This window comes from Streptomyces sp. NRRL S-920 (genome assembly GCF_000717945.1).
GTDB lineage: Bacteria > Actinomycetota > Actinomycetes > Streptomycetales > Streptomycetaceae > Streptomyces > Streptomyces alboniger.
In genome coordinates, this window is record NZ_JODF01000012.1 from 105,399 (window position 1) to 130,789 (window position 25,391).

Below are 25,391 nucleotides of genomic sequence, written 5' to 3' on the forward strand. Positions count from 1 at the left end.
ACAGACGGCCCACGCAGAGAGGAGTCCGATGACCGGAACGACCGCCACCCCGCCCCCGCCCCGCCGGGGCACCGGCCGCCGCCCGACCATGGCCGACGTGGCACGCGCGGCGGGAGTGAACCCGTCCACCGTCTCCCGGGCCCTGGACGACCGGCACCCCTTCTCCCGCGGCGACACCGCGGCCCGGATCAGACAGATCGCCGAGCAGCTCGGCTACACCCCCAACCCGGCCGCGGCCAGCCTGCGCCGGCAGAGCACCCGCACGATCGGCGTCGTCATGTCCAGCATCACCGGCACGGTGATGGCCATGCTGTACGAGGAGATCGCCGAGGCCTGCCGCGACCACGGCCTGGACGCGCTCCTCGCCACCACTCATGACGACCTCGAAGCCGAGACGGCCATCGGCAGACTGCTGCTCGGCCGCCGGGTGGACGGGCTGATCATGGCCACCGCGCGGCTCGAAGGACCCGGCGGCTTCCTGCCCGAACTGACCGCCGACGGCACGCCCTTCGTCCTGGCACTGCGCACCGACGGACACAGCCCCGCGGTCCTCGGCGACGACCGGCTCGGCGGCTATCTGGCGGCCCGCCACCTCCTGGACCTGGGACACCGGAGGATCGGCATGATCGCGGGACCGACCTACGCCTCCAACGCCTTGGGGCGCGTCGCCGGTCTGCGCGAGGCACTCGCCGAGGCGGGCGTCGAGGTGGACGACCGCCTGGTGCGGCCCTCGGACTTCTCGATGGAGAGCGGCGAGAGCACGGCGGCGGAGCTGCTGGCGCTGCCGGACGGGCAACGCCCCACCGCCCTGGTGACGGTGAGCGACAACACCGCGGTCGGCGCGCTCGCCGCCGCCCGTCGCCGCGGCCTCACCGTCCCCGACGACCTGTCCGTCGTCGGCTACAACGACACGCCCCTGGCCGCCCGGCTCCCGATCCCGCTCACCAGCGTGCGCGTCCCCCTGAGGGAGATCGGACGGGGCGCGGTCGACATGCTGCTGCGGATCAGGCAGGGGCGCCCCGTCCGCTCAACCGTGCACGCCCCGACCCTCATACCGCGCGAATCCACGGCCGCCGCACCCACGCCCACTCCCACCTCCGCCCCGTAACCGGCACTCCCCGCGCACCGCCCCAGCCACTGCGAGAGGAACCCTGTGACCGACCTGGAGACCCGCCCCGAGACCGCCCCAGAGACGAGCCCCGCGCACGAGAAGCCCGCGCACGAGAACCCCACGGACACGAAGATCACGGACGAGACGCCCGCGGACGAGAAGATCGACGCCTTCTGCCACATCCTCCCCAGGGCCTGCGCCGACCGGCTGTTCGCCCTCGACGACGTCCCCGCGCTGGCCAACCTCCGCCGCCGCGTGATGGACATCCCCGCCCTCGTCGACCTGGACGTGCGCTTCCGGCAGATGGACGAGTTCCCCGGCTACCGCCAGCTGATCAACCTGGCCGCGCCGCCCGCCGAGGACTTCGGCACGCCCCGCTCAGCCGTCCACTATGTCCGTATGGCCAACGACGCCCTGGCGGACCTGACCGCCGAACACCCGGACCGGTTCGCGGGCTTCTGCGCCGCGGTCGCCCTCACCGACGTGGACGCCGCCGTCACGGAACTCGACCGGGCCGTAGGCGAGTTGGGCGCCGTGGGCGTCCAGATCTACACCCACGTACAGGGCCACGCCCTGGACGAGCAGCGCTTCGCGCCGTTCTGGGCGCGCGCCGCCGAGCTGGACGTCCTCGTGCAGGTCCACCCCTGCCGCAACGCCACCTGGCCCGACTATCCCAGCGAGCGACGCTCCCGCTACGAGATCTGGTGGACCCTCGGCTGGGAGTACGACCTGTCCGCCTTCATGGCCCGCATCGTCTTCGGCGGCATCCTGGAGCGCCACCCGTCACTGAAGCTGCTCATCCACCACGGCGGCAGCATGATCCCCCACTTCTCCGGACGCGTCGGCCCCGGCTGGGACCAGCTCGGCTCCCGCACCCCGCCCGAGCAGCGGGCCGACATCGAAGGACCACCGCTGTCCAAGCGGCCCCTCGACTACTTCCGGATGTTCTACGCCGACACCGCCCTCTTCGGCGCCCCGCACGCCCTGCGCTGCGCCCTCGACTTCTTCGGCCCCGAGCGGGTCCTCTTCGCCTCCGACAGCCCCTACGACCCGGAGAAGGGACCGGGATACATCCGGTCCTCCCTCGCGGACGTGGACCGCATGGACCTCGCTCCGGGGGAACGCGCCGCGATCCTCGCGGGCAACCTGCGGCGCCTCACCAAGGGCCGACTGACCGGCTGACTGTCGGCCACCGGGCGCCGACCATCGGGCGCCGGCTCAATCCTTGGGGAACGCCCAGGGGTTGGCCTTGCACTTGATCCCGTCGTGCTCCAGGAACTTGGTCTGCTGCTGCATGACGGGCGCGAGGTCCCCGTCCTTCGTGCAGTCCGTGTGGTTGAAACCGAGCCGGTGCCCGACCTCGTGGTTGATCAGCATCTGGCGGTAGGGGTGGATGGCGTCGCCGTAGGTCTTGGCGCCCTGCGCCCACCGATAGGCGTTGATCATCACGCGGTCCGTCGCCGCGGAATCGCACGACACATTGTCCTGGGTCGTGTCGAGACCGGATTTCGCGCACCAGGCGGCGGTGGTTCCCGGGCTCGCCAGCGTGATGACGAAATCGGGCTTGCCCGACGAGATGCGGTCGAAGGCGCGGGCCCCGTCGTGCGCCCAACTCCGTTTGTCGTTCAGGGTTTTCTGCACGGCCTGCGCGAAGAGCGGGCCGTCGAGACCGAGCCCCTTCTCGACGTCGACGCGATAGCGGAAGACCTGCCCCTTGCCGGGCGCCTTGTCGAACCCCGGCATCGCCTCGAAGTCGCCGGACGCCTTGAGCTTGGCGTCCAGCGGGTATTTCTCACCCATTTTCTGGCTGTACGTCACCGGGACGGCGTCCGGCCTGATGGCGGGTCCCCCGGGCGGGGGCGGACGCTCGTCGGAGCGCGAGGCCGGGTCGTCGGTGTCGCGCGCGCCGCCGCCGGGGGCGGCCTGGGGCCGGTCGTCGGAGTCGTCCGCGCCACCGGTGACCTGCCCCGCGACGACGACCCCGAGCACGGCGATCACGGCGACGGCCGCGACACCGGTCAGGAGCCGGGCCCGCCCACCCCTCTTGCCACCGCCGTCATCGCCGCCATCGCCGTCCTCTGCGTCCGAGCCGAGCCGGGGCTCGGGGACGTCGTTCCAGTCGGTGACCGAGGCGTACGGGTCCCCGGCCTCGTCGGTAAAGGCTTCCACGTAGTCCTGGCGAGGGGCGGAACGATCCTGCCGCGGGCCCGGTATGCCGTGCCCGGCACCCGAGTGCGGGCCCGCCCCCGCATCGGAGACGTCACCCCAGCCGCCACCGGGCTCCCGCTGCTCGGGGTGCCCACCGCGGACCCCCGGAACTCCGTGGGACGGCGTCGACTGAGGGATGCCGTGCGCGGGCGTGCCGTGCGCAGGCGTGCCATGCGCCGGTGTCCCCTCGTCGGCGGGCCCGCGCCTGCGGCGGCCCGTGCCGGGACCCGGGACCTGGCCCGGAGGCGGGCCACCGCCCTGCGCCGTCGGGCCACCCGAGCCGCTCGTACGGGCAGCCGTTCCCGTCGCCCCGGTCGCCTCAGCCTCGCCAGGCGTGTCTGCCGTGCCGTTCGCACCCGCCGAGGCGGCAGTCGTCTCAGCCCTGTCCGCCGGTGTGCCTGCCGGACCGCGGCGGCTGTGTCGTCCCACGCGCCGCCTCAGCTCCCCGAATCCGCACGGGAGTCACGGAGTTCACGGGAGTCATGGGACTCCCGGCCGCCCCGAGCACCCCGGGCGCGGGGCCCGCTCAACTCCCCCAGATCGACGAGCAGTTCACGGAAGGCCGTGGCCACGCTCTCCGGTTCCTCCATCATCGCCACATGCCCGGCCTCGGGCAGCGTGAGCAGCCGCGAGTCGCGGAACGCGGCGGTCGCCCTGCGTGCCATGCGGTACGAGACGAGGAGATCGCGCCCGCCGTAGACGAGCAGGGTCGGCGCGAGCACCCGCTCGGCCTGCCGCCAGAGGCCGTGCTGGCCGCCCAGGGTGTACGCGTTCACGATCCCGCGGGCCGTGCGTGTCGTCGCGTCCCAGAAATAGGGGAGCTGGAGCCTGCGCTCCATCTCCCGGACCGCCGCGCCGAACCCTTCCGGTGTCACCTTGCCCGGGTCGCCGTAACACAGCTCCATCACGCCCCGCACCCGCTGCTCGGCCGTCCACCCCTTGGTGAGCCGGGCGAAGAGCCCCGCGACGCCCGGAACCGCGATCAACCCGGTCGGTACCGCCGTGCGCTGCACCCGCAGCTCGGGCAGTGCGGGCGAGATCAGGGTCAACGTACGTACGAGATCGGGGCGCACCGCGGCGACGCGCGTCGTGACGGCGCCACCCAGTGAATTCCCGAACAGGTGGACGGGTCCGCGGGCGCGGGCGTCGAGGTGGCGGATGACCGCGCGGGCCTGCCCGGTGATGGAGTAGTCGTTGTCGTCCGGTGGGGGCGAGTGCCCGAACCCGGGCAGGTCGATGGCCTCGCAGTCGACGACGTCCTCAAGGAGCGGCATCAGGGCCGACCAGTTCTGCGAGGAGCCGCCGAAGCCGTGGACGTACAGCGCGGGCGGCAGTCCGGCGCGGACCGACGGCCGCGACCGCACGGTCAGCGTGAGCCCGGGCAGGGCGACCGAGTCGAGCCGCTCACCCTCCGCGACCGCTACGGCACCGGGTTTGGGCGCGGCGGTGGCGGCCAGCAGGTTCGGCAGCTCGGTCGAAGACATGCGGCAATGTTACGAGACGATCACGCGGCGGTTCACGTGTTCGCCGTCACAGATCGCACACGGACCACGCCCGGATCACATAGCGCCTGATCCAGGTGTCTCCTACGCTCATAGAAAGCGGGCGAACAGGGCACTCGCACCACGAAGGGCCGCCAGTACCGCAAGGGAAGAGAGCCATACATGAGTGTCGACCCGACCGATCCCGAGACCTTCGAGACGGAAGAGCACGCGAACGGAGCCGAGGCGGGCGTCGAGGCCCCGGAGGCGGACACCGCGGAGCAGCACGCCGATCTCGCCCCCAGCGGGGACGACTCCCTCCAGGACGCGGATCCGAACGCCGCCAGTGAGGCCGACCTCGCCGAGCAGGCCCGCGTGGTCAGCCTCGACGAGGACGACTACCGCTGAGGGCACCGGCCTGCCCGTGTTTGCCCCGCTACGCACCACCGCGGACGCCGGCCGCGGTGGTCCAGTCCGTGAAATTCTGCGCCCGCACCGCGCACATCACTGTTACCGAAAAGTACGATGGCGGGGCGGCGCACACCGCACATCGGACGATTGGGAGGCGGCGTGACAGCCATCGAGCAGACAGAGGCGGCACGCCCGCGGGGCACACGCCTGCCGCGTCGTGCCCGACGCAATCAACTCCTCGGCGCGGCCCAGGAAGTTTTCGTCGCACAGGGTTACCACGCGGCCGCGATGGACGACATCGCCGAGCGCGCCGGGGTCAGCAAGCCGGTGCTCTACCAGCACTTCCCCGGCAAGCTCGACCTCTATCTGGCCCTGCTCGACCAGCACTGCGAGTCACTGCTCCAGTCGGTCCGCACAGCGCTCGCGTCCACCTCGGACAACAAGCTGCGCGTCGCCGCGACGATGGACGCCTACTTCGCGTACGTAGAGGACGAGGGCGGCGCCTTCCGCCTGGTCTTCGAGTCGGACCTGACGAACGAGGCGGCGGTCCGCGAGCGCGTGGACCGCGTGACGCTCCAGTGCGCGGAGGCGATCTGCGAGGTGATCGCCGAGGACACCGGCCTGCCCAGCGACGAGGCGATGCTCCTCGCCGTCGGCCTCGGCGGCTACTCCCAGGTGGTCGCGCGGTACTGGCTGGCCAGTGGCAGCACGGTCCCGCGGGACAAGGCGGTGCAGCTGCTCACGTCGCTGGCGTGGCGCGGTATCGCGGGCTTCCCGCTGCACGGCACCGAGGGCCACTGACCACTCGCCTTTTTGTTCCCGTCCGGTGTTCGCTACCGGCGTTCACGGCCGCGTCCTTCCGCGTCCCCTCACCGGGCTAATGTGTGCTGGGTACGGCGCGGACGGCCGCGCACAGACTGACCGTCGGAGGGACAAAGCCGTGGAGGTCAAGATCGGCGTGCAGTACGCGCCCCGCGAGATCGTGCTGGAGAGCGGCCAGAGCGCCGAGGAAATCGAGCACGCGGTGTCCGAGGCGCTGACCGGCAAGTCGCCGCTGCTGAGCCTCGTGGACGAGCACGGCCGCAAGGTCCTGGTTCCGGCCGACCGCCTTGCATACGTGGAACTCGGTGAGCCCACCGCACGCAAGGTGGGCTTCAGCGCCCTGTAGGACGCGCCCGTAGGCGCGCGCACGAGTACGGCCCGGTGGTTCTCAACCACCGGGCCGTACGTGCGTGTTGTGCGTGTGTGTCGTACGAGGAGCCGGCGGGCCCGCCGGCTCGGCTCGGCTCGTGGAGGGTTGCGTTCCGGCCACCTTGGGTACACCGGCTACGACCGATTTGCACCGGCCGCAAGGGAGGGCACCACCGTGATTCTGGAAGCGCTCGGCTCCGCTCTGCTGGGCTTCGCCCTGTCCTGGGCCATCGCGCACCGCCTGGCGCGCCGGCTGCCCTCGCGCAGCCTCGTCCTGTCGACGGGCCCCGCGGGCGCCCTGGTCGGCGCCTTCATCACGCACATGGCGCTCGGCCCCGGCCACGCCCCCGCGACCCTCCTGGGAGCGGCGGCCGTCTCGGCGGCCCTGCTGTCCCTGCTGATCCGCCCCACCCGGACCGGGCTGCGCCGCTCAGCGACGGCGTAGCCCGGACCCCCGGCGGGGGGCGGGGACGCGACGGGGCGGGGACCCGCGCGCCCAGCCGCCCTCGGGGCCGCCCTCAGGCCGCCAGGCCGAGCGCGGCCATCCGCTTGGTGTGCGCCTCGGTGATCCGCGAGAACATCCGCCCGACCTCGGCGAGGTCGAACCCGTCGGCGATGCCCCCGACCAGCATGGTCGACAGCGCGTCCCGGTCGGCGACCACCCGCTGGGACTGCGAGAGGGCCTCGCCCATCAGCCGCCGCGCCCACAGCGCGAGCCGTCCGCCCACGCGCGGATCGGCCTCGATCGCGGCCCGCACCTTCTCCACGGCGAAGCTCGCGTGCCCGGTGTCGTCGAGGACGCCCAGCACGAGCCCGCGCGTATCGGCGTCGAGGCGGGCCGCGACCTCGCGGTAGAAGTCACTGGCGATCGAGTCACCCACGTACGCCTTGACCAGGCCTTCGAGCCAGTCGGACGGCGCGGTCTGACGGTGGAAGCCGTCGAGGGCGGCGACGAACGGCTCCATCGCCTCGGTCGGCTCCGCGCCGATCGCGGAGAGCCGGTCGCGCAACTGCTCGAAGTGGTGGAACTCCGCCGACGCCATCTTCGCCAGCTCCGCCTTGTCGCCGAGCGTCGGCGCCAGCTTGGCGTCCTCCGCGAGCCGCTCGAACGCCGCGAGTTCCCCGTAGGCGAGCGCCCCGAGGAGGTCCACGACCGCGGCGCGGTAGTGGGGCTCGGCGGAAGCTTTCGCCCAGTCCTGGGCGGCGACCCCGGTGGGTTCGGCGGGGGTTTCGGCGGCGGATTCAGCGGCGGTGTCAGGCGTCTCCATGAAGCGCACAATAGCCCGCCTGCCGTACGCCGGAAGGCCCTGGTCAGTCACTGTGACGACGACCATGTGACCAATTCGCCGGACACGCATGCGAGATTCCGGGGTACAGTGGTATTGCGCCTGCCGAATATTCGACGGGCCGTACGAATGAGGATGCCCGGTCGGTGGCCCGATCGGCTCCGACCCGACAGCCCTCCGGGCGGTACGCGCAGCTGCGTACGGCACGAGGAGGGAACCTCAGCGGTAAGAGCGCTCGAGCGCAGGCAGTGGTCCCGCGCCCCCGGCCAGCCCCCCAAGCAGCCGGCGGTAGTGGCACGGTCACGACCCCCAGCGTTCGCCTCACGCCGCGTCTCACAGAAGAGGCATAGCCCTGACTACGACTTTCCGAGAGCTCGGGATTCTTCCCGAGACAGCCGAAGCCCTTGAAGCGGTCGGCATCATCACCCCCTTCCCCATCCAGGAGATGACGCTCCCTGTCGCCCTTTCGGGCAAGGACGTCATCGGCCAGGCCAAGACCGGCACCGGCAAGACGCTCGGCTTCGGACTCCCGCTCCTGGAGCGCGTGATCGTCCCCGCCGACGTCGAGGCGGGCCGCGCCGAGCCCGAGCAGCTGACCGAGGCGCCGCAGGCCCTCATCGTCGTCCCCACCCGCGAGCTGTGCCAGCAGGTGACGAACGACCTGCTGACCGCCGGCAAGGCGCGTAACGTCCGCGTCCTCGCCATATACGGCGGCCGTGCCTACGAGCCGCAGGTCGAGGCCCTCAAGAAGGGCATCGACATCGTCGTCGGCACCCCCGGTCGTCTCCTCGACCTCGCGGGCCAGCGCAAGCTCGACCTCAAGCACGTCAAGTGCCTGGTCCTCGACGAGGCCGACGAGATGCTCGACCTGGGCTTCCTGCCCGACGTCGAGAAGATCATCAACCTGCTGCCGGCCAAGCGCCAGACGATGCTGTTCTCGGCGACCATGCCGGGTGCCGTCATCGGCCTCGCCCGCCGCTACATGTCGCAGCCCACGCACATCCGCGCCACCGCGCCGGACGACGAGGGCCAGACCGTCGCCAACACGAAGCAGTTCGTGTACCGCGCGCACAACATGGACAAGCCCGAGATGGTCTCGCGCATCCTCCAGGCCGAGGGCCGCGGACTCGCGATGATCTTCTGCCGTACGAAGCGGACGGCCGCCGACATCGCCGAGCAGCTGGAGCGCCGGGGCTTCGCCTCGGGCGCCGTGCACGGCGACCTCGGCCAGGGCGCGCGCGAGCAGGCGCTGCGCGCGTTCCGCAACGGCAAGGTGGACGTGCTCGTCTGCACGGACGTCGCCGCGCGCGGTATCGACGTCGGTGGCGTCACGCACGTCATCAACTACCAGTCGCCCGAGGACGAGAAGACCTACCTGCACCGCATCGGCCGCACCGGCCGCGCGGGCGCCAAGGGCATCGCGATCACGCTGGTCGACTGGGACGACATCCCGCGCTGGCAGCTGATCAACAAGGCGCTCGACCTGGGTCTCAGCGACCCGGTCGAGACCTACTCCAGCTCCCCGCACCTCTATGAGGAGCTGAACATCCCGGTGGGCACCAAGGGTGTCCTGCCGCGCGCCGAGCGGACCCGTGCCGGTCTGGGCGCGGAAGAGGTCGAGGACCTCGGCGAGACCGGTGGGCGCGGGCGTGGCTCCCGCGACCGCAACGACCGTGGCAACCGCGGCGACCGTGGTTCGCGCGGTGACCGTGGCGGTCGTACGTCCTCGGGTCCCGCCGCCACTGCCACCGCCCCCGAGCAGGAGCGCCCGGCGCGTACGCCGCGGCGTCGCCGTCGGACGCGCGGCGGAAGCCCGCTGGACGCGGCCTCGGCCCCGGCCCCGGTTGCGACGACCACCCCGGCTGCTCCCGCCCCCGCCGTTCCGGCCGCTGAGGTCACCGCCGAGCCGACGGAGTCGCGCACGCCGCGCCGCCGTCGCCGGACGCGTGGCGGGACGGCTCCGGAAGCGCTGACCGTGGAGGCCACGGCGACGGTGACCGAGCCGGAGGCCCCGGCCGCCGCCCCCGAGGCGGAGGCTCCGGTGACGAAGCCGCGCCGTCGGACGCGGAAGGCCGCGGAGCCGGTGGTCGAGGCGGAGGCCCCGGCTGCGGAGCCTGAGGCCCCCGTCGCCGAGAAGCCGAAGCGGACGCGGACCCGCAAGGCCGCGGAGACCGTGGTCGAGGCCGCCGAGGCGGAGGCCCCGGCCGTCACCGAGAAGCCGAAGCGCACCCGGACCCGCAAGACCGCGGAACCGGTCGCCGAAGCCGAGGCCCCGGCAGCCACGGAGAAGCCCAAGCGCACCCGCACCCGCAAGACCGCGGAGACCGTGGTCGAGGCCGCCGAGGCGGAGGCCCCGGCCGCCGCCGAGAAGCCGAAGCGCACCCGGACCCGCAAGGCCGCGGAACCGGTCGCCGAGGCCGAGGCCCCGGCAGCCACGGAGAAGCCGAAGCGGACCCGCACCCGCAAGACCGCGGAAACCGTGGTCGAGGCCGCCGAGGCGGAGGCCCCGGCCGCCGCCGAGAAGCCGAAGCGCACCCGGACCCGCAAGACCGCGGAGACCGTGGTCGAGCCCGCCGAGACGGAGACCCCGGCAGCCGCGGAGAAGCCCAAGCGCACCCGGACCCGCAAGGCTGCGGAACCGGTCGCCGAAGCCGAGGCACAGGCCCCGGCCGCCGCCGAAAAGCCCAAGCGCACCCGCACCCGCAAGGCCGCGGAACCGGTCGCCGAGGCGGAGATCCCAGCGCAGGCCACCGAGGAGCCGAAGCCGCGTCGCCGTACGCGCAAGGCGGCCGCTGCCGCCCCGGCCGAGGTGACCGAGGCGGAGGCCCCCGCGCCCCGGCGTCGTACGCGCAAGAAGGCGGAGCCCGCGGAGGCCGCGGGGAGCTGACGCTCGCCCTTCCGCATCATGAAGGCCCGTCCCGTCACCGGGGCGGGCCTTCGCGCATCCCTGTCCGGCCCACCCGCGCCCCCGCCGCGTCACAGGCGGGCGATGGGTGAGGGGGTGCGAGAGCCGTGAAGGCCGCCGCTCAGCAGGGGCGCCCGCCTCGACCCCCCAGGCCCAGGGGCCAGTAACCTCAGGGCATGAGCAGGCCCCCCACCTTCACCCCGCCCCGCTGCGCGACCCCGCGCACGCTCCACACCGCCCGCGGCGACTTCGCCGTCCTGGACGCGCTTGCGCCCGGGGGCACGGAGAGCACCGGGGACGGCACCGCGGGCGGCGCCGAGGTGAAGGGGACCGTTCTGCTGCTTCCCGGCTTCACCGGCAGCAAAGAGGACTTCATCGCCCTCCTGGAACCCCTGGCGGCCGCCGGCTACCGCGCCGTCGCCGTGGACGGCCGCGGCCAGTACGAATCACCGGGCCCGGACGACGAATCGGCGTACGCGCAAGGGGAGTTGGCCCGCGACGTCCTGGCCCAGGCGGCAGCGCTGACAGGGGCGTCCGGGTCGGCGGAAACGCCCGCGGGCAGCGCCCGGCCGCACCTCCTCGGCCACTCCCTGGGCGGCCAGATCGCCCGCGCCGCCGCCCTCCTGGAGCCCCGCGCCTTCGCCTCGCTCACCCTGATGTCCTCGGGGCCCGCCGCGATCGCCCCCGCCCAGCAGGCCCGCGCCAAAATGCTGGCGGACGCCCTCGCGGTGCTGTCGATGGACGAGGTGTGGCAGGCGATGCGGGCCATGGAGCCGCCGCCCCCGGAGGACGCGGACACCGGCGGCGCCAGGGCGGACGGCGGGGACGACAGCGAGGCCCTGCGCGCCCGCTGGCTGCGGAACAACCCCGCCCAGCTCATCGCCACCGGCAAGCAGCTCTCCACGGAACCGGACCGCGTCGCCGAACTCGCCGCCGCGGCGCTGCCCACGCACGTGATCTCGGGCGAGCGCGACGACACATGGCCCGTGCCGCTCCTGGACGACATGGCACACCGTCTGCGCGCCCGCCGCACGGTGATCAGGGGCGCCGAGCACTCCCCCAACACCGATCGCCCCGAGGAGACGGCCGCGGCGCTGGTCAGCTTCTGGAACCGCCTGAGCGGCACCGGCGCCAACAGCTGAGCGCCGGCGGCATCGCGCGCCCCACGACCCTCAGTACTGCGCCCGCAGGTGATCCCAGAACCCGTCCCGCAACGCCCGCCGCAGATCCGACTGGCCCCGCAGCGAGTACTGCAAGAGCCGCTCCGCCTCGACCAGCAGTTCCTGGTCCACCGACCCGGGCAGATACGGATGCCCCGCCAGCAGCCCCACCAGCGACTCGCGCCCCCGCGCCGCGAGCCACTTCGCGGCGATCTGCGCGCCGACGAAGCGGACGTCCTCGCGGGAGGGCCGCGGCGCCGCGGGCCTCACCCCCGCCTCGTAGGCGATGACCGCGCGCCGCGACACGTACGGCTTGAAGAAGTCGAGATCGAACGTCCGCTGGCTGTCGACCTCCCACAGCAGCGGCTCCGCCTGATTGCGCCCGTCGGGCGCCTCGATGCCCCACAGGTGCACCCGCGCCCCGTACCCCTGCGCCGCCTCGACGGCCGAGACCAGGTCCTCGTCGCCGCCGATGAGCGCCGCGTCGCTGATGGCGCGGTGCCTGGCCAGTGACTCCAGGTCGCTGCGGATGAGGGAGTCGACGCCCTTCTGCTGGTTGTTGGCGTTGAGGTTGCCGAGCCTGACCTTGACGTCGGGCAGCTCCGCGATCGACTGCTGCTCGGTGGTGTGGATGCGGCGCCGCGCCCCGTCGTACCAGTAGACGCGCAGCAGGCGGCTGTCCGCGAAGATCGTGCGGGCCTTGTCGATGAGCGCCTCGATGAGCCCCTCGGCGTCGAGGTCGAAGGAGCGCCGGTCCTCGGTCCCGGCGGCGAGCCGGCCCGCCGCCGCGTACAGATATCCGGCGTCGACGAAGATCGCGTGCGTGGACGGGGTCTTCGCCACCTCGGCGAGTACGCGTTCGAGCAGCCCGTTGGCGCGCTCCAGCTGAGCGCTGATGTGGGCCGCATCGTGATCGGCGGCTGCGTGTTCGGCGTCGTTCATAGGGAACCCAGTCTCCCGCTGGTCACGCAGCGAACACAACCGGTGCCGCTACCCACGGGTAATTAGGTTCGCGAAAAATTTCCTTAGCGTAGGGAATGTTTGCAGGGGGCAACTCGTTGTACCCATCAGGAACGCGGCGCACCGTAGCTCCGCAACCGACACTTCATGGCCAGGTAACAGCCCGGCCATCTCCAGTAGTTCTCCTTCAGGAGGATGACCAGACGAAGGGAGAAGCCTTATGCGCTTCGAAATCATGCGACTCGACGACGTCGACGGCAACGCCGTGGACAGCACCGTCGTGGACGCCGCCTCCGTCAATCGGATCGTGCAGCAGGCCGCAGCGATAGGCCAGCGCATCTACATCCGACCGGCCGAATCCACGGCCTCGTAACGAAGACGCCGCAGGGCCCCGTACGAACGTCGTACGGGGCCCTTCGTGTGTCCGGCGCGCGGTCAGGCGCCCTGGATCACCTGCGTCACCCCGTTGATGATCTGCTGGACCGCGATCGCGGAGAGCATCATGCCCGCGAGCCGCGTCACGAGCACCACGCCGCCGTCCTTGATGACCCGGATGATCAGCAGCGAGTACCGCATCACCAGCCACAGCACCACGTGCATCGCGACGATCGCCGACCAGACGGAGAGCTGCGTACCGACGCTGTCGGCGTCCTGGACGGCGAGGATCACCGACACGATCGCGCCGGGCCCGGCCAGCAGCGGCATACCGAGCGGCACGAGCGCCACGTTGACGTCCTTGGTCTGCTTCGGCTCGTCCGTCTTGCCGGTGAGCAGGTCGAGCGCGATGAGCAGCAGCAGAAGGCCGCCCGCGATCATCAGCGCCGGGACGGAGACGTGCAGGTAGTCGAGGATCTGATGACCCACGAGACCGAAGACCGAGATCACGCCGAAGGCGACACAGACGGCCTGGAAGGCCATCCGCTGCTGCACCTTGGCGGGCCGGCCCGCGGTCAGGCCGAGGAAGATCGGGGTGATCCCAGGGGGGTCCATGATCACGAAGAGGGTGAGGAAGAGGGAGCCGAAGACGGCGACGTCGAACACAGTGATGGCCTTGCGAGAGTCGTACGAAGGAGCCGCACCGGACGCCACCGGGCACAGGGCACGGCGGCCACCGGCCCGGAACAACGGAACAGTGGAGCGAGGGGGAGGAGAGAAGGGTGCGCGCGAGCGCGGGGCGCTACGCGGCCGGGCGTCCGCCCGCGCCGGGCACGGGGAACGCCCCGGTGGCCCTGCGCGTGATCTCGCCGTAGATCTCGGGGTCGGTGGTGAACTCCCCGAGTACGCACGTCTTGCGGCTGCCGTGGTAGTCGCTGGAGCCGGTGACAAGGAGACCGAGGTCCGCCGCGAGGCCGCGCAGCCGGGTGCGGGTCTCGGGGGCGTGGTCCATGTGATCGACCTCGACCCCGTCGAGACCCGCCGCGGCGAGCGCGGCTATCGCGTCCTCGGGCACGACCCGGCCGCGCTTGACGGCGGCGGGGTGCGCGAGGACGGTGACGCCGCCCGCCGCCTTGACCAGGCGGATCGCGTCGAAGGGGGCCAGCTCGTGCTTCTCGGCGTAGGCGCGGCCGCCGTCGGCGAGCCACTCGGGCGTAAAGGCGTCGGAGACGGTGGGCACGACGCCCAGTTCGACGAGGGCCTCGGCGATGTGGGGGCGGCCGACCGAGCCGTCCCCCGCGATGCGCGCGACCTGCTCCCAGGTCACGTCGACACCGAGGTCCCGGAGCTTGCCGATCATCGTCTTCGCACGCGGCACCCGGTCGTCGCGCACCAGCTCGCGCTCGCGGGCGAGTTCCGGCTCCGCGGGGTCGAAGAGGTACGCCAGCATGTGCAGACCCACGCCGTCGAGGCGGCAGGAGAGTTCGGCGCCGGTGACGAGGGTCAGGCCTTCGGGCAGCGCGGCGAGCGCTTCCGCGTGGCCGCGGGTGGTGTCGTGGTCGGTCAGCGCGACGACGTCGAGACCGGCGGCCGACGCGTTCCGCACCAGCTCCGCCGGGGTGTCCGTGCCGTCGGACGCGGTGGAGTGAGTGTGCAGATCGATGCGCACGGCGCTGACTCCAGGCTCTGACGGGGCGGACGGGGACGGACGGCGGGGACGCTCAAGGATAACGGGAATCGAACACGTCCCCACCCGCCACGAAGGAGGCGTCGCTCACCACCGCGAGGCCCCCTGCGCCCGGGGGCGTGCGGTGGAACCGCCGCCCACGTGCGTGCAGGGAACCGCCGCCCACGGCGTGAGCGGCCACCGGACCAGGCGTCAGCGATCCCCGCTCACGGCGTGAGCAGCCGCGGCGACAGCGCCCCGCACGGCAGCAGGTCCACCTCGGCGCCCGCGTCCCGGAGATCGGTGAGCACCAGTTCGTCGTACATCAGGAGTCCCGACTGCTCCGGCCACGCGATGGCCCACAGCCACAGCCCCCGCGCCTCGCCCGCGAACACGGCACGGTCGTCCGGCGTCTGCGACACGTGCCACAGCGGCGTGGGCCGCCCGGCGGCGTGCACCTTGGCGTGCGGCGGCTTGTCGACGCTCATATAGGGGCCGGGGTCGGGGCCGTCGACGCCGGCGTACCGCGCGCCGAGGCCGACGCCCAGCTCCTCGGCGACGAGGACCAGCTCACCGACGCCACCGAGCGGCGCCGGCCCCGAGCAGGCCACCGCGGTCGCACGGCCACCGCTTCGGTCGTCCCCCGCGCAGGCCACGCCCGTGAACAGCCAGCCGACCGGCAGGGGCCACGGCATCCACACCGGAACCTGCGCACGGTGCACCACGACCTGGAGCGCCTCGACGCTGGGCGGGATCACGGGCTGTAGCGGGTGCACGGTGCCGTCCACGTCGCACTGCCAGGAGTCGGCAAAGAGACCGGGCGCCCTGACCCGGCCACCACACTTCGGGCAACTGGGTTCGCCCCTCATAACGACCAACGGTCCTCCCCGCTCGCCGCTCCGTCAAGGACGATCACCCGTCCGGTGGCCCTGTCACCGGACTTCAGTCCAGGGGCACGGACTTGCGCAACGGATCGCGCAGGTCCGTTCCGCTGTTCAGCCAGCGCTCCTGGAGGGCGGCCGCGCCGTGCACCCGCTTCCACGCCGCCTCGTTCGGCGTCATCGGCAGCAGCGGCAGGAACCGTACGGGATCCATCGGCTGGTCCAGCTCCAGGTCCTCGACCAGGCCGCCGGACTCCGCGACCAGGACCGAGGTGAACGGTGCGCCGGGCCACAGCGGTTCGCCCACGTCCAGCGAGGCGCCCGCCGCCACGACCAGGCCCTCGACCTGCGGCGACGCGGCCAGCACCGCGAGCGGGCGGAGCGCCTTGTCGGTGTCGGCGAGGCCCGCTCGTACGGACAGCACCAGTTCGGCGCGCGGCCCCTTGACCGGGTCGGCGAGCGCGGCGGTGGGGTCGGTCATCGGCTGGGCGGACATGCCGAGCGTGGCGTAGCGCACCACGTCGCCGTCCGTGAACCGCAGCACCTCGACGCGGTCGGTGCCGAGGAAGGTCACCGCGGCGCGCGCGTCCGGTTCCCCCAGGCCAGTGCGGAGACGGGCCTCGACCAGCGCAAGAACATCAGCCATGACGTGAGCATAGAACTCGTCAGTGAAGGGCAAAGCGGGGGCTTGACACTTCAGTCGGCTGATAGTGTTGGCCGCTGGCCCAGGGCAGCACGCAGAAGCGTCGCTTTCAAGCCCTGCGGACAGACACTGACTTTGCGCCACGGGTGCAGAGGGCGCATGGGACTTCCCTTACGGGGGACCGGCCGGAGGAGGTGGGGCTGCAATGGACCGAAGTCGACCGTGCAGTACCACCCGCTCTTCCGCCCGATGAATCACGCAGCCCGGTAGCTGCACAGCACCCGCACGCACCGCTCGCGGTGCCCGTGCCGTGTGCGACGGAAGAGCACTTCGTTTCCACCTGATCTGTCTGAGTTATCTGATCTGTGTCAGTAGCGAAGCTGCCACCGCGACGGTGCGGTGCTCCCCGCTTTGTGGACGTGCCAAACATCTCCGCAGTAGGACGTCCCCATTCCGGGCAGTTCCACCCGCCGCAGGCGGCCTCCTTCGAAGGAGCCTGCCCATGTCGATGATCCGCGACCTTCGTGCCGCCGTCCGCCCCTCGCTGCGCAAGGACGGCACCTCCTACGCTTCCTCCGCCACCTCCTCGTACTCCTACGACGCGACCCGCGAGGCCGCCTCCGCCGTCGTCGACTGCGCCGTCTACACGGACGGGCGGCGCATGGAGTGCGCCGACGCCCTCACCCCGCACGAGGCGATGCTCCAGGTGCGCCGCCACGGCGGCTTCGCCTGGATCGGTCTGCACGAGCCGACCGAAGCCGAATTCGCCGGTATCGCCGCCGAGTTCGGCCTGCACCCGCTCGCCGTCGAGGACGCCGTCCACGCCCACCAGCGGCCCAAGCTGGAGCGTTATGACGACACGCTGTTCACCGTCTTCAAGACCATCCACTACGTCGAGCACGCCGAACTCACCGCCACCAGCGAGGTGGTGGAGACCGGCGAGGTGATGTGCTTCACCGGACGGGACTTCTTCATCACCGTCCGGCACGGCGGGCACGGCTCGCTGCGGGCCCTGCGCCGCCGCCTCCAGGAAGACCCCGAACTGCTCGCCAAGGGGCCCTCCGCCGTCCTGCACACCATCGCCGACCACGTCGTCGACGGCTATCTCGCGGTGGCCGACGCGATGCAGGACGACATCGACGAGGTCGAGACCGAGGTCTTCTCCGCGCCCAGCAAGGGCAAGGGGACCGCGCGCGGTGTCGACGCCGGACGGATCTACCAGCTCAAGCGCGAGGTCCTGGAGTTCAAGCGGGCCGTCTCGCCGCTGCTGCGCCCGATGCTGCTGCTGAGTGAGCGGCCCATGCGGCTCGTCGACCCCGACATCCAGAAGTACTTCCGTGACGTCGCCGACCACCTCACGCGCGTCCAGGAGCAGGTCATCGGCTTCGACGAACTGCTCAACTCGATCCTCCAGGCCAACCTCGCCCAGGCCGCCGTCGCGCAGAACGAGGACATGCGCAAGATCACCTCATGGGCGGCGATCATCGCCGTGCCGACGGCGGTCTGCGGGGTGTACGGCATGAACTTCGACCACATGCCCGAACTGCACTGGCGGTTCGGCTACCCCATGGTGCTCGCCCTCATCGGCGGCGCCTGCTTCGCGATCCACCGGACCCTGAAGCGCAACGGCTGGCTGTGACCGTCACTCGATAGGCTGCCCCGCATGACTGGGACTGCTGAGACGCCGCTGGGCCCCGCCCTCATCGAGGAGGCCACCAAGAAGTCAGGCCTCATCTGGGTCCAGGGCGAGGGCTCCCCCGCGCGGGCGCTGTGGCACGTCTGGCACGACGGCGCCGCGCACCTCGTGGGCGACGGGCCCGGCGAGCAGCCGCTGCCCGGGCTCGTCGACGGGGGCCGCGCGGAGGTGACCGTACGCAGCAAGGACAAGGGCGGGCGGATCGTCGCCTGGACGGCCGAGGTCGCCGAGCTGGCACCCCGCTCCGAGGCGTGGGAGGCGGCCGTCTCGGAGCTGAAGGGGAAGCGGCTGAACGCGCCCGACGCCGAGCGGATGACCTCGCGGTGGGCGGAGGGGTGCCGGGTCGTGCGGCTCACTCCGCGTGGGGCGGTGACCGAGATGCCCTCGGGGTCACTGGCAGCGGCCCCTTTGGCCACGGGGGCCACTACTCGGCGGGCCGTGCCTGCGGGGCTTCCTCGGTTGGTGTTCCGGCGCAAGCGCCGTTGAGGGGCTTCCCGGTCTTGCTCTGCGGGTGTTTTGTGGTTGCTCGCGCCCACGCGGCGGAGCCGCAAATCGATACAGCCCCGCGCCCCTGAAGCTGCCCCTTCGGGGCTTGCTTCATCGGGGCTTGCTTTCTCCTATGACGTGGGGAGCTGCTTGCCGTAGTCGACCATTTCGGACTTGGCGGGGGGCTGTAGGGGGAAGTCCTTGTTCCAGTCCGTGAGTTTGAGGATGCCCGCGTGGCCGCCTCGCTCCAGGCGCAGGGGGTACGGCTTGCCGTCCAGGGAGACCGAGAGCGTGCCGCCCGCGCCCCGGTCACCGGTGACCTTGATGGTGCGCAGGGCGCCCGTCCTGCCTCGGTCGCCCTTGGCCAGGTGGCCGTGGAGCGTGAGCATGCCCTCCAGGAGTACGTCCTTGTCCGTGAAGCCGCTCAGCTGCTCGTAGGCCGGATCGCCCTGCGGAACCTTGACGTACTTGCCGTCCAGCTTGGCCGCCGCCGCCTCGTCCGCCTGCTGGGGCTTCCCGTCGCCCTGGCCGCGCTCGTGGGTCCAGAACTCCGAGTCGGCCTTCAGGAACAGCTGCTCCCCGACGCGCAGCAGGCGGAACGTCTGGCCCTTGGACGTGACCGAGCCCTCGCCGCCCTCGCCCTTGAGACGCATGTCGAGGGTGTACGTATGGCCCTTGCTGACCACCGTGCCCGAGAGCCGGACCGCCGACGCCGCCTGCGCCACCTTGGACGACTTGCTCTGGATCTTCGGTGCCGACAGCTTCCCGACGCCGTTCGTGCCCGCGTCCGGGTCCTCCGCCTTGCCGCCGCACCCTGTCAGACTCGTGACCGCCGCGACCATGCCCGCGCACATCGCGCTCACGAACGCTGCCCTGCGGGCTCGGCTGGCCAGGGGAAGTGCGGTCACAGGTGAGGCTGCCTCTCGTGCGGTCGACCTCTACGGCTTCGGCAGTACGGCAGCGTACCCGTGCCGGCCGAGCGGAGCGGAGCCGGTCCGTCCGGACCCTCCGCCGGGGCGTATCCGACCGGGACGGGCTAGCCTGAAGCCCGTATTGCCGGACAGAACGGCAGGAATCACTTCGGGCACGTGAGAACTCGCGGGAAGGAGGCGCACGCATGGCGGCAGGCGCCCCCCGGGTCTTCGTCTCCCACCTCTCCGGCATCCCCGTCTTCGACCCGAACGGCGACCAGGTCGGACGGGTGCGCGACCTCGTCGCGATGCTGCGCGTCGGCCGCAAGCCCCCGCGGCTTCTCGGCCTCGTCGTCGAGCTGGCCACCCGGCGCCGCATCTTCCTGCCCATGACCCGTGTCACCGGCGTCGAGTCGGGCCAGGTCATCACGACCGGCGTGCTGAACGTGCGGCGCTTCGAGCAGCGGCCCACCGAGCGGCTCGTCCTCGGCGAGATGCTCGACCGCCGGGTCCATCTGGTGGAGACCGGCGAGGAGGTGACCGTCCTCGACGTGGCGGTCCAGCAGCTGCCGGCCCGCCGCGACTGGGAGATCGACCGGGTCTTCGTACGCAAGGGGAAGGGCGGCACGTTCCGGCGCAAGGGCGAGACGCTCACCGTCGACTGGTCGGCCGTCGACGGCTTCTCCCTGGAGGAGCACGGGCAGGGCGCCGAGAACCTGCTCGCCACCTTCGAACAGCTGCGCCCCGCCGACCTCGCGAACGTCCTGCACCACCTGTCGCCCAAGCGGCGGGCCGAAGTGGCCGCCGCCCTCGACGACGACCGGCTCGCCGACGTCCTCGAAGAGCTGCCCGAGGACGACCAGATCGAGATCCTCGGCAAGCTCAAGGAGGAGCGCGCCGCCGACGTCCTGGAGGCCATGGACCCCGACGACGCCGCCGACCTCCTCGCCGAGCTGCCCGAGGAGGACAAGGAGCGCCTGCTCACCCTGATGCAGCCGGACGACGCGGCCGACGTGCGGCGTCTGATGGCGTACGAGGAGCGCACGGCCGGTGGCCTGATGACCACGGAGCCGATCGTGCTGCGCCCCGACGCCACGGTCGCCGACGCCCTCGCGCGGGTGCGCAAGGAGGACCTCTCCCCCGCCCTCGCCGCACAGGTGTACGTATGCCGTCCGCCCGACGAGACGCCGACCGGCAAGTATCTGGGCACCGTGCACTTCCAGCGGCTGCTGCGCGACCCGCCGTACACGCTCGTCGGCTCGATCCTCGACGACGATCTGCAACCGCTCGCGCCGGGCGCCACGCTGCCCACCGTCGCCGGGTTCTTCGCCGCCTACGACATGGTGGCGGCGCCCGTCGTCGACGAGGGCGGCGCGCTGCTCGGGGCGGTCACCGTCGACGACGTACTGGACCACATGCTGCCCGAGGACTGGCGCGAGACGGAGTTCCATCTGGAAGAGGAAGAGGAAGCGGAGGGAGCGGGCGATGGCCGCGGCTGACCGGGAGCGCGAGAACCGCGCCGAGCCCAGGAGCCCACGGTTCCGCCTCGACCAGCCGCGCACCCCGCGGCCCAAGCTGCTGCCCGACTACGACCCGGAGGCGTTCGGGCGGCTCTCGGAGCGGATCGCGCGCTTCCTGGGCACCGGCAGGTTCATCGTCTGGATGACGGTCGTCATCATCCTGTGGGTGGTCTGGAACATCGCGGCCCCCGATCACCTGCGCTTCGACCAGTACCCGTTCATCTTCCTGACGTTGATGCTCTCCCTCCAGGCGTCGTACGCGGCCCCGCTGATCCTCCTCGCGCAGAACCGCCAGGACGACCGCGACCGCGTCAACCTCGAACAGGACCGCAAACAGAACGAGCGGTCCATCGCGGACACCGAGTACCTCACCCGTGAGATCGCCTCCCTGCGCATGGGCCTCGGCGAGGTGGCGACCCGCGACTGGATCCGCTCCGAGCTACAGGACCTGGTCAAGGAGCTGGAGGAGCAGCGGATCGAGCAGCGCGCGGAGAACCGCGTCGTATTCCCCTCGGAGGGTGCGCGCGGACGTGACGTAGGCGACCGCTGACGGCCCTTTCCCGGGCAGGGTTACCGCGCCGTACTATCGGGTCTATGGCTACGGAAGACGCGGTGCGTGAAGCACTGGCGACGGTGAACGACCCCGAGATCCAGCGACCCATCACCGAGTTGGGGATGGTCAAATCGGTGGACATCGGCGCCGACGGGGCGGTGGCGGTCACCGTGTACCTGACGGTCTCCGGCTGCCCGATGCGCGAGACCATCACGAAGAACGTGACGGACGCGGTCGCCGCGGTCGAGGGCGTCACGCGTGTCGACGTCACCCTCGACGTGATGAGCGACGAGCAGCGCAAGGAGCTGGCGTCGGCGCTGCGCGGCGGCACCGCCGAGCGTGAGGTGCCCTTCGCCAAGCCCGGATCGCTGACCCGGGTCTACGCGGTCGCCTCCGGCAAGGGCGGCGTCGGCAAGTCCTCGGTGACGGTGAACCTCGCGGCCGCGATGGCCGCGGACGGTCTGAAGGTCGGCGTCGTCGACGCGGACATCTACGGCCACTCCGTGCCGCGCATGCTGGGCGCCGACGGCAAGCCCACCCAGGTCGAGAACATGATCATGCCGCCGTCCGCGCACGGCGTGAAGGTCATCTCCATCGGCATGTTCACCCCGGGCAACGCCCCGGTGGTGTGGCGCGGCCCGATGCTGCACCGCGCGCTCCAGCAGTTCCTCGCGGACGTCTTCTGGGGCGACCTCGACGTGCTGCTCCTCGACCTGCCGCCGGGCACCGGCGACATCGCGATCTCCGTGGCGCAGCTCGTCCCGAACGCCGAGATCCTCGTCGTGACGACGCCTCAGCAGGCGGCGGCGGAGGTCGCCGAGCGGGCCGGTTCGATCGCCGTACAGACCCACCAGAAGATCGTGGGCGTCGTCGAGAACATGTCGGGGCTGCCCTGTCCGCACTGCGACGAGATGGTCGACGTGTTCGGCACGGGCGGTGGCCAGAAGGTCGCCGAGGGCCTCACCAAGACGACGGGCGCCACGGTGCCGGTCCTCGGCTCCATCCCGATCGACGTGCGGCTGCGCGAGGGCGGCGACGAGGGCAAGCCGGTCGTCCTGACCGACCCCGACTCCCCCGCCGGTTCGGCGCTGCGCACCATCGCGGGCAAGCTGGGCGGCCGCCAGCGCGGCCTGTCGGGCATGTCGCTGGGGATCACCCCGCGCAACAAGTTCTGAGCGTCTGAGGAGCGCCCCGTCCCGCAGGGGGCGGGGCGCCAGGGGCGGGGCGCCGAGCGCTGGGCGCTCAGGCGTATGCGGCGATGTCCTTGATCACCGAGAAGCCGAGCCCGTACGCACTCATGCCGCGCCCGTACGCGCCCAGGTGCACGCCCTCCTTGGTGGATCCGGCGAGGACCCACCCGTACTCGGACTCGCGGTAGTGGAAGGGCGTCGGCACGCCGTCCACGGGCAGGGAGAGCGACGACCAGTCGGCGCCGTCCAGGTCGTCCGCGAGGACCCAGGCCGTCTCCGTCTGCTGGTCGAGCCAGTTGTCCCGCAGCGAGTGGTCCATCTGGCCCGGCCAGGTGTAGGAGAGCAGCCCCACTCCGGCGAGCCAGGCCGCCGAGGAGACCGAGGTGGCCTCCAGGACGCCCGTACCGTCCGCGCTGCGCCGCACCGGGTTGGCCGCGACGGTCACCACCACCGCGAACCGCTCCTTGTCGCTGTTGCCGAGGCTGCCCTCGGCGCGCACCGACGGCTCGTCCCCGTGGCCGATCGAACCGTGCTCGACCGATCCGTCCGCCGTCGCGCCGACCTGCATGAGCCAGCGCTGACCCGTGAAGGCCTCATCGAGGCCGTACCAGGGGAAGGGCGCCAGCAGGTAGCCGTCGACCGTGCGCCGGGCGGAGGGCACCGCTTGTGCGGTGCCGTCCGCGGCCGGCGCCTGCGCGCCTACGCGACTTGTCGTCTCCATGTACCCGGCCGCCTCCTCGCTCTCGTCGGTCCGGAGCGGCCCGCCCCCCTCGGGCGTCCTCACGCCGGACAACAAGGCAGGATAGCCACACCGGTCGGCGGCGGCGGTTCAGGTGATCCTTTATGTGGCGTCCGCGTCGAACGGCGGGCGGTCGCCGGCGTCGAGCTTCTTGGGCTCCGCGGACTTCTTCTGCATGTCCACGCGGGCTCCTCCCGAGGAGGTGGCGGCGGCTTCCGAGGAGGAGTCGGAGTCATCGCTGCCGCGGCCGTGCACGGCGTCCGCGACCTCGTTCATCTCCTTCTTCAGGTCGAAGCCGTTACGGATTTCCTTGAGCCCCAGCTCGTCGTTGTCGAGCTGCTTGCGGATGAACTTCTTGGGGTTCAGGTCGTCGAACTCGAAGTCCTTGAACTCCGGGCCCAGCTCTTCTCGTATGTCCGCCTTCGCGCTGTCCGAGAACTCACGGATCTTGCGGATCGTGCGGGATACGTCCTGGATGACCTTCGGCAGCTTGTCGGGGCCGAAGATGAGCACGGCGAGGACGACCAGCGCCACTATCTCGAGTGCGCCAATGTCATTGAACACCTAGAACTCCTTGCGATGTCCTCAGCCCGCAACAGGTCGTCGTCCGAGGTCTGGACCGTGACCACGGTACCCGGCGCTCATGTCGGTCCGGTAGCCGATGCGCCACTGCGCCCGTCCTCAGTCGCCGTCGGCCGAGCCGAGCACCAGGGTCACCTCGCGGTCGCGGTCCGCGCGCTCGATGGTCAGGTCCAGACGGTCCTTGGGGCGGTGGGCGCGGACCTTCACGATCAGCTCGTCGCTGGAGTGCACGGGGGAGCCGTCCACCTCGGTGATGATGTCACCCGGTTTGAGGCCCGCCTTGTCGCCGGGGCCGTTCGCGTTGACCGCGGGGCCGCCGTCCCTGCCCTTGTCCGCGATGCGGGCGCCGTCTCCGGTGAACTCGGTGTCGAGTGTGACGCCGATCACCGGGTGCGTGGCCTTGCCGAAGTTGATCAGCTCTTCGGCCACGCGCTTGCCCTGGTTGATCGGTATGGCGAAGCCGAGGCCGATGGAGCCCGCCTGGCCGCGGCCCGAGTCCGAGCCGTCGTCGGCGGAACGGATGGCGCTGTTGATGCCGATGACGCGCGCCTTGGAGTCGACCAGTGGGCCGCCCGAGTTGCCCGGGTTGATGGGGGCGTCGGTCTGGAGCGCGTCCACGTACGAGATGTCGCTGCCGTCGCCCTTCTCGCCGCCCGCGGTGATGGGCCGCTCCTTGGCGCTGATGATCCCGGAGGTGACGGTGTTCGCCAGGTCGAAGGGGGCGCCGATGGCGACGACGGGGTCGCCGACCTGGACGTTCTCGGAGTTGCCGAGGGTCAGGGGCTTCAGGCCGCGCACGTTGGAGACCTTGACTACGGCGAGGTCGTAGCCGGAGTCGCGGCCGATGACCTCGGCCTTGGCGGTCTGGCCGCCGCTGAAGGTCACCGTTATCTCGCCGCCGGTGCCCGCGGGCTCGACGACGTGGTTGTTGGTGAGGATGTGGCCCTTGCCGTCGAGGACGAAGCCGGTGCCGGTGCCCTGCGCCGAGTCTCCGCTGACGTGCAGGGTCACGACGCCGGGCAGGGCCGCGGCGGCGATCCCGGCCACGCTGCCGCTGGGCCGGTCCTTGGACTCCACCCCGACCTGCGGAAGCTCGATCTCATCAACGCCGTTGCGCTCCAGATACGACCCTAGGGCACCGCCGACGAGCCCGGAAACGAGGGCGACCAACGCAACCCCGACGACGACCCCCCGCCGCGCCCGCCTGCGCTGCCGCTCCTTGGTCTCCGGGGGCAACGACCCGACCTGCTGAAGAGGCGCGTTCCACGGATCGTAGGACCGCCGCCCCAAGCCTTGAGCGCCCTGCGGCGGGGCGGCGTGGGGGTGACCGGTGTCGCCGTAGGGACCCTGGGCGGACACGGCGTGCGTGACCGGAGGGGCGGAGTGGCCTACGGGGGTGCCGTGTGCCGGGGTGCCGCCGGGGGCCGGGGCGGGGC

The 25,391-nt window shown here is 71.7% G+C and carries 26 protein-coding genes; 14 read left to right on the forward strand and 12 right to left on the reverse strand.

The genetic code is table 11. From position 1 onward, the window contains the following. Positions 1 to 28: 28 nt before the first annotated feature. Positions 29 to 1,108, forward strand: coding sequence for a LacI family DNA-binding transcriptional regulator (locus IG54_RS0111660; RefSeq protein WP_051819437.1), 1,080 nt, complete (start codon positions 29 to 31; stop codon positions 1,106 to 1,108). Positions 1,109 to 1,153: 45 nt separating this feature from the next. Next, positions 1,154 to 2,293, forward strand: a complete 1,140-nt coding sequence (locus IG54_RS0111665) for an amidohydrolase family protein (RefSeq protein ID WP_234336113.1) — start codon at positions 1,154 to 1,156, stop codon at positions 2,291 to 2,293. Between the two features lie 36 nt (positions 2,294 to 2,329). Here the strand turns inward: IG54_RS0111665 and IG54_RS0111670 are convergent, their stop codons facing one another. Together IG54_RS0111670 and IG54_RS0111675 are read right to left on the reverse strand one after the other, a co-directional pair. Beyond that, positions 2,330 to 3,748, reverse strand: coding sequence for a DUF3152 domain-containing protein (locus tag IG54_RS0111670; RefSeq protein WP_030781086.1), 1,419 nt, complete (start codon positions 3,746 to 3,748; stop codon positions 2,330 to 2,332). 8 nt (positions 3,749 to 3,756) lie between these two features. Further along, positions 3,757 to 4,803: an alpha/beta fold hydrolase gene (locus tag IG54_RS0111675; protein WP_030781089.1), complete on the reverse strand. Its 1,047-nt coding sequence runs from the start codon at positions 4,801 to 4,803 to the stop codon at positions 3,757 to 3,759. 180 nt (positions 4,804 to 4,983) lie between these two features. Here IG54_RS0111675 and IG54_RS0111680 point away from each other — a divergent pair, with 180 nt between their 5' ends. The 4 genes from IG54_RS0111680 to IG54_RS0111695 all read left to right on the forward strand — a co-directional run bounded on the left by IG54_RS0111680 (position 4,984) and on the right by IG54_RS0111695 (position 6,847). Next, positions 4,984 to 5,208 carry a hypothetical protein gene (locus tag IG54_RS0111680; protein WP_030781092.1) on the forward strand — a complete coding sequence of 75 codons (225 nt, stop codon included), beginning with the start codon at positions 4,984 to 4,986 and terminating at the stop codon, positions 5,206 to 5,208. Between the two features lie 162 nt (positions 5,209 to 5,370). Then, positions 5,371 to 6,012 (forward strand): TetR/AcrR family transcriptional regulator, encoded by a 642-nt coding sequence (locus IG54_RS0111685; RefSeq protein ID WP_030781095.1) that lies wholly within the window; start codon positions 5,371 to 5,373, stop codon positions 6,010 to 6,012. Between the two features lie 139 nt (positions 6,013 to 6,151). Next, positions 6,152 to 6,379, forward strand: coding sequence for a DUF3107 domain-containing protein (locus tag IG54_RS0111690; RefSeq protein ID WP_030781098.1), 228 nt, complete (start codon positions 6,152 to 6,154; stop codon positions 6,377 to 6,379). 198 nt (positions 6,380 to 6,577) lie between these two features. Beyond that, positions 6,578 to 6,847 (forward strand): hypothetical protein, encoded by a 270-nt coding sequence (locus IG54_RS0111695; RefSeq protein ID WP_030781101.1) that lies wholly within the window; start codon positions 6,578 to 6,580, stop codon positions 6,845 to 6,847. A 73-nt stretch (positions 6,848 to 6,920) separates the two neighbouring features. On the opposite strand, the gene IG54_RS0111700 is transcribed toward IG54_RS0111695, so the two are convergent. Further along, positions 6,921 to 7,679 (reverse strand): ferritin-like fold-containing protein, encoded by a 759-nt coding sequence (locus IG54_RS0111700; RefSeq protein ID WP_030781104.1) that lies wholly within the window; start codon positions 7,677 to 7,679, stop codon positions 6,921 to 6,923. A 454-nt stretch (positions 7,680 to 8,133) separates the two neighbouring features. On the opposite strand from IG54_RS0111700, the gene IG54_RS0111705 reads away from it, so the two are divergent. Both IG54_RS0111705 and IG54_RS0111710 read left to right on the forward strand, forming a co-directional pair. After that, on the forward strand, positions 8,134 to 10,575 hold the full coding sequence (locus IG54_RS0111705) for a DEAD/DEAH box helicase (protein WP_037896897.1): 2,442 nt from the start codon (positions 8,134 to 8,136) through the stop codon (positions 10,573 to 10,575). A gap of 194 nt (positions 10,576 to 10,769) precedes the next feature. Further along, positions 10,770 to 11,735 (forward strand): alpha/beta fold hydrolase, encoded by a 966-nt coding sequence (locus IG54_RS0111710; RefSeq protein ID WP_030781110.1) that lies wholly within the window; start codon positions 10,770 to 10,772, stop codon positions 11,733 to 11,735. A gap of 30 nt (positions 11,736 to 11,765) precedes the next feature. Here IG54_RS0111710 and IG54_RS0111715 read toward each other — a convergent pair whose 3' ends face one another. Then, the gene (locus IG54_RS0111715) at positions 11,766 to 12,695 is read right to left on the reverse strand and encodes an NYN domain-containing protein (protein WP_030781113.1); all 930 of its coding nucleotides are present in this window, start codon (positions 12,693 to 12,695) and stop codon (positions 11,766 to 11,768) included. A 238-nt stretch (positions 12,696 to 12,933) separates the two neighbouring features. On the opposite strand from IG54_RS0111715, the gene IG54_RS42500 reads away from it, so the two are divergent. Continuing rightward, positions 12,934 to 13,086, forward strand: a complete 153-nt coding sequence (locus IG54_RS42500) for a hypothetical protein (RefSeq protein WP_167532721.1) — start codon at positions 12,934 to 12,936, stop codon at positions 13,084 to 13,086. Positions 13,087 to 13,148: 62 nt separating this feature from the next. Here IG54_RS42500 and IG54_RS0111725 read toward each other — a convergent pair whose 3' ends face one another. From IG54_RS0111725 to IG54_RS0111740, 4 genes are all read right to left on the reverse strand, one after another. Further along, complete coding sequence (locus IG54_RS0111725; protein ID WP_030781114.1) at positions 13,149 to 13,754, reverse strand: MarC family protein; 606 nt, start codon at positions 13,752 to 13,754, stop codon at positions 13,149 to 13,151. A 136-nt stretch (positions 13,755 to 13,890) separates the two neighbouring features. Next, the gene (locus IG54_RS0111730) at positions 13,891 to 14,757 is read right to left on the reverse strand and encodes a PHP domain-containing protein (protein ID WP_030781117.1); all 867 of its coding nucleotides are present in this window, start codon (positions 14,755 to 14,757) and stop codon (positions 13,891 to 13,893) included. A gap of 224 nt (positions 14,758 to 14,981) precedes the next feature. Continuing rightward, positions 14,982 to 15,623, reverse strand: a complete 642-nt coding sequence (locus tag IG54_RS0111735; RefSeq protein WP_037896898.1) for a DUF6758 family protein — start codon at positions 15,621 to 15,623, stop codon at positions 14,982 to 14,984. 73 nt (positions 15,624 to 15,696) lie between these two features. Continuing rightward, positions 15,697 to 16,281, reverse strand: a complete 585-nt coding sequence (locus IG54_RS0111740; protein ID WP_030781123.1) for a suppressor of fused domain protein — start codon at positions 16,279 to 16,281, stop codon at positions 15,697 to 15,699. Between the two features lie 499 nt (positions 16,282 to 16,780). Here IG54_RS0111740 and IG54_RS0111745 point away from each other — a divergent pair, with 499 nt between their 5' ends. Both IG54_RS0111745 and IG54_RS0111750 read left to right on the forward strand, forming a co-directional pair. Further along, entirely contained in the window at positions 16,781 to 17,917 is a 1,137-nt protein-coding gene (locus IG54_RS0111745; protein ID WP_030781127.1) for a magnesium and cobalt transport protein CorA, read from the forward strand. A gap of 24 nt (positions 17,918 to 17,941) precedes the next feature. Then, positions 17,942 to 18,460 carry a hypothetical protein gene (locus IG54_RS0111750; RefSeq protein WP_030781129.1) on the forward strand — a complete coding sequence of 173 codons (519 nt, stop codon included), beginning with the start codon at positions 17,942 to 17,944 and terminating at the stop codon, positions 18,458 to 18,460. 131 nt (positions 18,461 to 18,591) lie between these two features. Here the strand turns inward: IG54_RS0111750 and IG54_RS0111755 are convergent, their stop codons facing one another. After that, positions 18,592 to 19,314, reverse strand: a complete 723-nt coding sequence (locus tag IG54_RS0111755) for a hypothetical protein (RefSeq protein ID WP_078593999.1) — start codon at positions 19,312 to 19,314, stop codon at positions 18,592 to 18,594. Positions 19,315 to 19,577: 263 nt separating this feature from the next. Here IG54_RS0111755 and IG54_RS0111760 point away from each other — a divergent pair, with 263 nt between their 5' ends. The 3 genes from IG54_RS0111760 to IG54_RS0111770 are packed head-to-tail and all read left to right on the forward strand — an operon-like array spanning position 19,578 to position 22,619. After that, a complete protein-coding gene (locus IG54_RS0111760) occupies positions 19,578 to 20,870 on the forward strand; it encodes a magnesium transporter MgtE N-terminal domain-containing protein (protein WP_030781135.1) in 1,293 nt (430 codons plus the stop codon). Continuing rightward, complete coding sequence (locus tag IG54_RS0111765; protein ID WP_037896900.1) at positions 20,857 to 21,441, forward strand: DUF1003 domain-containing protein; 585 nt, start codon at positions 20,857 to 20,859, stop codon at positions 21,439 to 21,441. Before IG54_RS0111760 ends, IG54_RS0111765 begins: the two co-directional genes overlap by 14 nt. A 44-nt stretch (positions 21,442 to 21,485) precedes the next feature. Further along, positions 21,486 to 22,619 carry an Mrp/NBP35 family ATP-binding protein gene (locus IG54_RS0111770; RefSeq protein ID WP_030781142.1) on the forward strand — a complete coding sequence of 378 codons (1,134 nt, stop codon included), beginning with the start codon at positions 21,486 to 21,488 and terminating at the stop codon, positions 22,617 to 22,619. A gap of 67 nt (positions 22,620 to 22,686) precedes the next feature. Here IG54_RS0111770 and IG54_RS0111775 read toward each other — a convergent pair whose 3' ends face one another. The 3 genes from IG54_RS0111775 to IG54_RS0111785 form a co-directional block, all read right to left on the reverse strand. Further along, the gene (locus IG54_RS0111775) at positions 22,687 to 23,355 is read right to left on the reverse strand and encodes a hypothetical protein (RefSeq protein ID WP_030781145.1); all 669 of its coding nucleotides are present in this window, start codon (positions 23,353 to 23,355) and stop codon (positions 22,687 to 22,689) included. 120 nt (positions 23,356 to 23,475) lie between these two features. Further along, positions 23,476 to 23,937: a sec-independent translocase gene (locus tag IG54_RS0111780; RefSeq protein ID WP_030781150.1), complete on the reverse strand. Its 462-nt coding sequence runs from the start codon at positions 23,935 to 23,937 to the stop codon at positions 23,476 to 23,478. 117 nt (positions 23,938 to 24,054) lie between these two features. Next, positions 24,055 to 25,391: S1C family serine protease (locus tag IG54_RS0111785; RefSeq protein WP_106976988.1), on the reverse strand; the 1,337-nt coding region annotated here is incomplete at its 5' end.

Coding starts and splice junctions, on each gene's coding strand:
- IG54_RS0111660 (WP_051819437.1), top strand. CDS start 29: ATGACCGGAACGACCGCCACCCCGCCCCCGCCCCGCCGGGGCACCGGC.
- IG54_RS0111675 (WP_030781089.1), bottom strand. CDS start 4,803: ATGTCTTCGACCGAGCTGCCGAACCTGCTGGCCGCCACCGCCGCGCCC.
- IG54_RS0111680 (WP_030781092.1), top strand. CDS start 4,984: ATGAGTGTCGACCCGACCGATCCCGAGACCTTCGAGACGGAAGAGCAC.
- IG54_RS0111705 (WP_037896897.1), top strand. CDS start 8,134: ATGACGCTCCCTGTCGCCCTTTCGGGCAAGGACGTCATCGGCCAGGCC.
- IG54_RS0111710 (WP_030781110.1), top strand. CDS start 10,770: ATGAGCAGGCCCCCCACCTTCACCCCGCCCCGCTGCGCGACCCCGCGC.
- IG54_RS0111715 (WP_030781113.1), bottom strand. CDS start 12,695: ATGAACGACGCCGAACACGCAGCCGCCGATCACGATGCGGCCCACATC.
- IG54_RS42500 (WP_167532721.1), top strand. CDS start 12,934: ATGCGCTTCGAAATCATGCGACTCGACGACGTCGACGGCAACGCCGTG.
- IG54_RS0111735 (WP_037896898.1), bottom strand. CDS start 15,623: ATGAGGGGCGAACCCAGTTGCCCGAAGTGTGGTGGCCGGGTCAGGGCG.
- IG54_RS0111740 (WP_030781123.1), bottom strand. CDS start 16,281: ATGGCTGATGTTCTTGCGCTGGTCGAGGCCCGTCTCCGCACTGGCCTG.
- IG54_RS0111745 (WP_030781127.1), top strand. CDS start 16,781: ATGTCGATGATCCGCGACCTTCGTGCCGCCGTCCGCCCCTCGCTGCGC.
- IG54_RS0111750 (WP_030781129.1), top strand. CDS start 17,942: ATGACTGGGACTGCTGAGACGCCGCTGGGCCCCGCCCTCATCGAGGAG.
- IG54_RS0111755 (WP_078593999.1), bottom strand. CDS start 19,314: ATGTGCGCGGGCATGGTCGCGGCGGTCACGAGTCTGACAGGGTGCGGC.
- IG54_RS0111760 (WP_030781135.1), top strand. CDS start 19,578: ATGGCGGCAGGCGCCCCCCGGGTCTTCGTCTCCCACCTCTCCGGCATC.
- IG54_RS0111765 (WP_037896900.1), top strand. CDS start 20,857: ATGGCCGCGGCTGACCGGGAGCGCGAGAACCGCGCCGAGCCCAGGAGC.
- IG54_RS0111770 (WP_030781142.1), top strand. CDS start 21,486: ATGGCTACGGAAGACGCGGTGCGTGAAGCACTGGCGACGGTGAACGAC.
- IG54_RS0111775 (WP_030781145.1), bottom strand. CDS start 23,355: ATGGAGACGACAAGTCGCGTAGGCGCGCAGGCGCCGGCCGCGGACGGC.